General features: G+C 61.7%; 7 protein-coding genes. 4 read left to right on the top strand and 3 right to left on the bottom strand.

Annotated elements, in window-relative coordinates:
- Both VJ307_11115 and VJ307_11110 read left to right on the top strand, forming a co-directional pair.
- Positions 1 to 211 (top strand): hypothetical protein (locus VJ307_11115; GenBank protein ID HJX74686.1); only part of this gene is annotated, 211 nt, incomplete at its 5' end.
- 307 nt (positions 212 to 518) lie between these two features.
- Positions 519 to 1,622 (top strand): GTP-binding protein, encoded by a 1,104-nt coding sequence (locus VJ307_11110; GenBank protein HJX74685.1) that lies wholly within the window; start codon positions 519 to 521, stop codon positions 1,620 to 1,622.
- A 13-nt stretch (positions 1,623 to 1,635) separates the two neighbouring features.
- Here VJ307_11110 and VJ307_11105 read toward each other — a convergent pair whose 3' ends face one another.
- The 3 genes from VJ307_11105 to VJ307_11095 all read right to left on the bottom strand — a co-directional run bounded on the left by VJ307_11105 (position 1,636) and on the right by VJ307_11095 (position 4,379).
- A complete protein-coding gene (locus VJ307_11105; protein HJX74684.1) occupies positions 1,636 to 2,472 on the bottom strand; it encodes an arsenite methyltransferase in 837 nt (278 codons plus the stop codon).
- A 14-nt stretch (positions 2,473 to 2,486) separates the two neighbouring features.
- Positions 2,487 to 2,789: an HgcAB-associated protein gene (locus VJ307_11100; GenBank protein ID HJX74683.1), complete on the bottom strand. Its 303-nt coding sequence runs from the start codon at positions 2,787 to 2,789 to the stop codon at positions 2,487 to 2,489.
- A gap of 540 nt (positions 2,790 to 3,329) precedes the next feature.
- Positions 3,330 to 4,379, bottom strand: a complete 1,050-nt coding sequence (locus VJ307_11095) for a vitamin K epoxide reductase family protein (GenBank protein ID HJX74682.1) — start codon at positions 4,377 to 4,379, stop codon at positions 3,330 to 3,332.
- A gap of 326 nt (positions 4,380 to 4,705) precedes the next feature.
- Here VJ307_11095 and VJ307_11090 point away from each other — a divergent pair, with 326 nt between their 5' ends.
- On the top strand, positions 4,706 to 5,443 hold the full coding sequence (locus tag VJ307_11090) for a nuclease-related domain-containing protein (GenBank protein HJX74681.1): 738 nt from the start codon (positions 4,706 to 4,708) through the stop codon (positions 5,441 to 5,443).
- Positions 5,444 to 5,686: 243 nt separating this feature from the next.
- Positions 5,687 to 6,310 (top strand): kinase/pyrophosphorylase (locus VJ307_11085; protein HJX74680.1); only part of this gene is annotated, 624 nt, incomplete at its 3' end.

Genomic DNA, 6,310 nt, shown 5'->3' with positions numbered 1-6,310 from the left:
AAGCAGCTTCGTCATCCAGAAATTCCTCTTTTCCCCCGCGGAGGAGAAGTTCGGCCTGCTGGTCCGCATCACCCAAGGAACCATGGCCTACCTCTCGGGTCTCATCGGGAAGCTGTCCCCCGAGTCGGTGCGTTTCGAGACTCCGACGGCCTCCATCGGGATCCGGGGGACCCACTTCGCCGTGAAGGTCTTGGACCCGGCCCCGCAATGAAGGCGGGGTAATCTGACGGCCGGGCGGTGAAGCGTATCGGTCACCGCCCCTCCCCCAACCCGTTCGCCGGGAATGTCGGGCGAGGACGACGCCCTTCTTTTTCCGGTTCATGAAATCCCGAAGAACCTCAGGAAGAAGATGCACCGGCTCATTCGCGACGAGAAGAAAGCCCCTTGACGGGAAAACGCGAGGGATGGACTATTCCGGTTTCCGGGCATGGATGGCGACATAATCGCCACGATCGAAACCGGATACCGGCTCTTCCACCAGGCAGGTCCGGTCCAAAGATCTACGCGGAGAGGAACCCGTGAAGAAGGTTCGCCTGATCCTCGTGGGGGGGGGTCTCGGATCCGGAAAGACCACCCTCCTGTTCCGGGCGGCGCGAAAGCTGGTCGCCCGAGGCAGGCGGGTCGGTCTGGTCACGAACGACCAGGCTCCGGGGAACGTCGACACCCGTCTCCTCGCCCAGCACGGCCTCGACGTGCGCGAGGTGGGGGGAAAGTGTTTCTGCTGCGACTTTCCAGCCCTGCTGCGAAACGCCGGGAAGCTGCGAAAGGAGATCAAGGCCGACGTGATCCTTCTGGAGCCGGTGGGAAGCTGCACGGATCTGTCGGCGACCGTTCTGCAGCCCCTGAAGGAACATTTTCGCCAGGAGTTCATCCCCTCTCCCCTCTCGGTGCTTGTCGACCCGTACCGTCTGCGCAAGGTCCTGTCCGGAAAGCGGAGGACGGCCGGCCGGGGCCCGAATTACATCTTCCGGAAACAGCTGGAAGAGGCGGACCGGATCCTCATCGCCAAGGCGGACCTCATCGATCGGGACGAGCGAAAGGAGTTGCGCCGCCTCGTCTCCGGCGCGTTCCCGGGAGTTCCAGTGCGGACGATCTCCGCCGTCACCGGCGCGGGTGTCTCCGGATGGCTGGACGAGGCGCTGACCAGTGCCTCGGCAGGGAACAGGATCGCCTCGGTGGATTACGACGTATACGCCGAAGGGGAGGCCGCCCTGGGTTGGCTGAACGCCGACCTCTCCCTGGCCACGCGGGGCTGCTGTATCCCGGACTGGCGTTTGCTGTGCCTGTTCGTGATGCGGGAGATGAAGCAGGCTTTTACGAAGCGTCGGGCCGCCGTGGGGCACGTCAAGACCATTCTCACCGCGAATGGGCGGTTTTGCGCCGCGAACCTGACTCGCCTCGGAGGCCCGATCGATCTGCGCGGGGAACTGGATGAGAGCGTCCCGCGGGTCCGGATGACCATCAACGCCCGGGTGGAGATGGCGCCGAAGGAACTCAAGGAGATCGTGCTGAAGGCCCTGGAATCGGTGATCGGGAGACGCCTTCGGGTGAACGTCCACAACCTGCGCGCCTTCCGACCGGCCCGCCCCCGGCCGCTCCACCGGTACGCGGAGCCCGTCTGAACCTCTCCTTCCCTTATTCCTTGCCGGCCGGCTTCCTGCCGTGCACCCGGATGCTCGATACTAGGCTTTCCACCTCCCTGATCGCCTCGGGTGGAATCGCTTGTTCCTCGATCATCCCCCTTGCAAGCGGATCGGTGGAAAACCCCCCGACGGGAAAGGAGGTCTCTTCCACGACAGCGACTTCCCGAAACCCCGCCGCCGAAAGCGATTCGAGGTACTCCTCCTTCCGGATCGCTCCGGCGACGCAGCCGACATAGGCGGATACGGATCTCCTCAACCGCTGCGAAAGCGGCTTCACCACGACCAGGTCCGAAATCATCAGCCTTCCGCCCGGTTTCAGCACCCGGAACGCTTCCTGGAAGACTCTCCCCTTGTTCGGGGAAAGGTTGATGACGCAATTGGAGAGAATCACGTCCACCGTGCCATCGGCGACGGGGAGGTTCTCGATTTCGCCGAACCGGAATTCCACATTTCCGTATCCGCCCCGCCTTGCGTTCTCCCGCGCCTTTTCGACCATCTCGGGAGTCATGTCCACACCGATGACACTCCCCTCCGGGCCGACCTCCCGGGAAGCGAGAAAGCAGTCGAAACCCGCCCCCGATCCGAGGTCGAGGACGGTCTCTCCCTTTTTCAGGGAGGCGAGCGCCGTCGGGTTGCCGCAGCCAAGCCCCAGGTTCGCCCCCCCGGGCACCGATCGCATCTCCTTGTTCGAGTATCCGATTCGCCTGCTTGTCTCCTCGACCGGACCCGCGCCTCCGCACGTCCTGGAAGGTCCGCAGCAGGAACTCTCCTGCCTGACGATCCTTCCATATCGATCCCGCACAAGCTTCCGTATCTTCCCCGCGTCCATCCTCTTCCCCTCCCTTATCTTTTGTGGAGTATTTCGCCCATCAGGGGGCCGAGCAGATCCTTGACCATCCCGGTGAACTCCTCGACCTGGATCAGGGAGAGGCAGCAAACCTTCCCGCCCTTCTCCCAGCTGACGACCGCCAGCTTGTCTCCTCCCTTGATCCCCGCCTTGTCGCGGATCTCCTTCGGCAGAATCAGCTGTCCGCGCTCGTCCACGGACACCATCGACTCGATCCTGCACATCCCGATCCCCGCCGTCGGGCAGCAGGAATCGTTTTCCCCCGTTTTTCCAGTTTTATCAGTTTTCCTAGCTTTCACCGTTTTTCTTATTTCCACTATTATCTCCTTTTTATTTTATTTATCAGGATATTTAATTTTAACAGTATAATCAGATTATGCTGTAATTTCTAATCCTCTTTCGCGTCCCTGTCAATCCTTTTTTTTCCCAACCCCAATGCAGGGGGGGAACTCCGGTCGAAGGCAGGGGGGCACGTTTTCCCTACGGTTTTCGGGAAGGCGGGTTTCACGGGACACGATCCCGGGAGCCGGGGCGCGCCCCTAGCCCGCATTTCTCACCAGGGTTCGTCGCGAGGCGGTGGAGACGGGCGTGGATACAAGGCGCGCGACCGAGGGCCCCGGAGACGTAGTGGACACTACGTCGAGGAGCCCGACCGAGCGCAACGCAGTAGACATGCCTGTATCCGCCGCAGCAGCAGAAGCCTGGTGAGAAATGCGGGCTAGCTTCGGATGTCCCCGAGCTGGCTGTTCTTTGCCTCCCTGGCGGGGGACGGAGCGATCGACCGCGCGTAGCTCCTCGTCGAGACCCGGAAGAGCTTCTGAGCCGCCCCCCTGCCGAAATTACGGTGGCGCGACTCCCGAGACCGCCATGAGGATGTACGAATAGGAAAGATCCTGCGTGCCGTTGAGCACCCGGGTGGTTTTCGTCTTCCGGTTGTACACCGCCATGGCGGGTGTCCCCTCTACCCGGAAGGCCTGCGTCACCGACTGGAAATATTGAACCCCCGCGTTCACGTCCGCATAATTCAGCGGCCGGTAGGTGACTCCCAACGGAGCGACGGCTTTCTGGATATCTTCCGGAGTGGGCTCCTTCGTCCTCTCCGCCAGGCGAAGGAGTGTCTTCCGGATCTCGAGGTATTTCGCCTTCTCCCGGACGAGGAAACTCAGGTTGTAGGGGAGGAAATTCATCGTTTCGATGTGGATGGGGATATCGATGAACAAGAGCTTCGCCCTCGTCATGATGTCCGGATACGCCCTTTCCATATCCGGTTCCGCCTTCCGGCAGGCGGGACAGAACCAGTCGGTGAACACGTAGACTTCCACGTCGGAGTCCAGCTTCCCAAGGGCCAGCGGGAGCGTTTCCGCGTGGGAAGCGGCGGGGTTTCCCAATCCGAGGAAGGAAATATACGAACCCGCGATCATCACCGCCGCGAGAAAAGCCCCTCTCGACAGATACCGCATCGATGCCCCTCTCCCCGATCCGAATGGTTTCCTCATGCCCGGGAACCAGGCGATGACGAGGGCAATCCCCGCCAGCAAGACACATAATGCCACGGCGAGGCATATCGGGCACCAGATTTTGATGACGGAATGCTGCACGTAGAGAAACGTGGCTTCGGCCCCCCACGCGCCGGCGATCAGAAACGCGAGGAGGACCCGGGCCGGGGGACGGTCACGGAGATGGAACAGAAGAAGGCAAATCGCGAAGAATCCGATCCCGAAGAAGGGAAACGGCATCCCGAAGATCGTCCATTGATAGGTCGCCTTGCATTCTTCGGGACACAGACCGGCGGCCAGGGAAATCGAGAGCAGCAGGGCCGCGGCAAGCCCAGCCCATACCAGCGTCATCCGCATCCCGAGGGACCTGACCCTGTCGGAAATCATGGACATCGAAAACGCCCTGCCCCTCCTTCCGCTTCGGGGAGCAAGGACCGGCCTCCGCCGCCCCGCGGCGAAACCGGTCCGGTGTTCCCTCCTGAAATTCTACTCGCGGATATCCTGTTTGGGATAGTCCCGATCTCGGAACCGGATCGATGTAAGGATTCTTTCATCCCCTTGTCAATGGCGTGAACCTGGCTCCCCGGAGAGGTTCCCCCGGTTCGACCGCCGCGCCCGGCGGCCGGGCGGCCTCTGCGTGGCGAATGTGTTAAAGTTTTCCGATTATATTCCGATAAGATACAGGAAACTCGATCGTTTCCGGATGGACGCGAATGGAGATGGCGAAAACAACAACGGCTCCGGGCAGGGCCGCCGAGCAGAACAAGGCGGGACCCGGCGCCCCAAAGATGCCGATTCCCCTGCTGGTCGCCGGCACATCGGCGATGGCAGGGGTTTTCCTGATTTCCCTCTTTTTCCCCCAAAACGTGAAGAACATCGGGTCCTTCGGACCGGGGGCATTGGTCGCCGCGTTCGTGGTGGGCGTCGCCGCCATCCAATACCTGGAAACCTATTCCCGGGAAAAGGGAAGACGGGGTCGGGACGCCGGAATGGGGGCCGATGCGGAGGTAGCGGTCCGGGATGTTCTCGAGAGTCTGCCGGAGGGATATTTCGTCGTTCACGACTTCGACTCGGGGAAAGGAATGATCGGCCGCATCCTCATCGGTCCGAAAGGGATCTTCACCCTGGAAACGAAAAGCCACACCGGAGAAGTGACCTTCGACGGGAATCAACTCCTGCGGAACGGCCGGCCGTTCGGAAAAGATTTGATCCGGCGGGCGTGGGCCCAGTGTTTCCTGGTGAGAGGATCGCTCGCCGAGTATGGGATCACCACTCCCCTCCCCGAGCCGGTCATCCTGTTTGCGGACGCGCATGTGAAAGTTCAGGGAAAGGCCCGGGGAGTGGAAATTGCGGGCCTCCGGTCCCTGCCGGAAATCCTCGATCGACTCCCGAACAGGCTGTCGATTCCCGAGGCAGGAAGAATCTACAACCGCATCCTCGCGGCGTCCCTTCTCTGAGGGTAAGCCGGCGGTTTCCCGTTTCGGTAAAAACGAGGATGGCCAACCATAATAGGCATGTCATCCTCATCGTCCCACAATTCCAACCCGGCCGGCAATTCCTCTCGGTATGAATCCGGTCCCGGAAGCGGGTGCGCCCGCCGTCCCCGAAGTCGATTGGAAAACCGCTCCGCGGCCTGATAGATTGATTTCGGGCGGCAGTGCCCGGCATCCCATGCAACCTCGGACAACGGAAAGGAAACCGTGGGCAGCGACAAGGCCAAGGGGAAGAAGGTCCCGCCGCCGGTCTACATCGTCTCCGGCGGCTCGGGAACAAGCGGCCAGCAGATCGTGGAGACCGCGCTTGCGCAGTTCCCGAAGCTCGACGTGCCGGTCATCAAGAAGGGCCACGTCCGCAATCTGCGGCAGATCCGGGAAGTGATGAAGAAGGCATCGGCCGAAGGCGGGACGGTCGTGCACACCCTGGTGGAAAGCGGACTGAGAAAAGCACTCGTCCGCCTCGGCAAGGAGCACGGCGTCGTGACCATCGACCTCATGGGGCCTTTGCTCGAACGGGTGGCGGCACAGTCCCGCGCCAGGCCCCTCGAAAAACCCGGGCTTTACCGGAAGCTCCGCAAGGACTACTTCGACAGGGTCGAGGCGATCGACTTCACCGTGTTTCACGACGACGGCAAGATGCCCGATGACCTTCCCGGCGCCGACATCGTGATCCTCGGCGTCTCGCGCTGCGGGAAAACCCCCTTGAGCATGTATCTGGCGGTGCACGGCTGGAAAGTGGCCAACGTCCCGATCCTCAAGGATATCCCGCTCCCCGACGAGGTGTACCGAACGGACCGCCGCAAGGTGATCGGCCTGAGCATCGAGTAC

This window comes from Candidatus Deferrimicrobiaceae bacterium (assembly GCA_035256765.1).
Classification (GTDB): domain Bacteria; phylum Desulfobacterota; class Deferrimicrobia; order Deferrimicrobiales; family Deferrimicrobiaceae; genus CSP1-8.
This window is presented reverse-complemented; position numbering and strand designations above follow the sequence as displayed.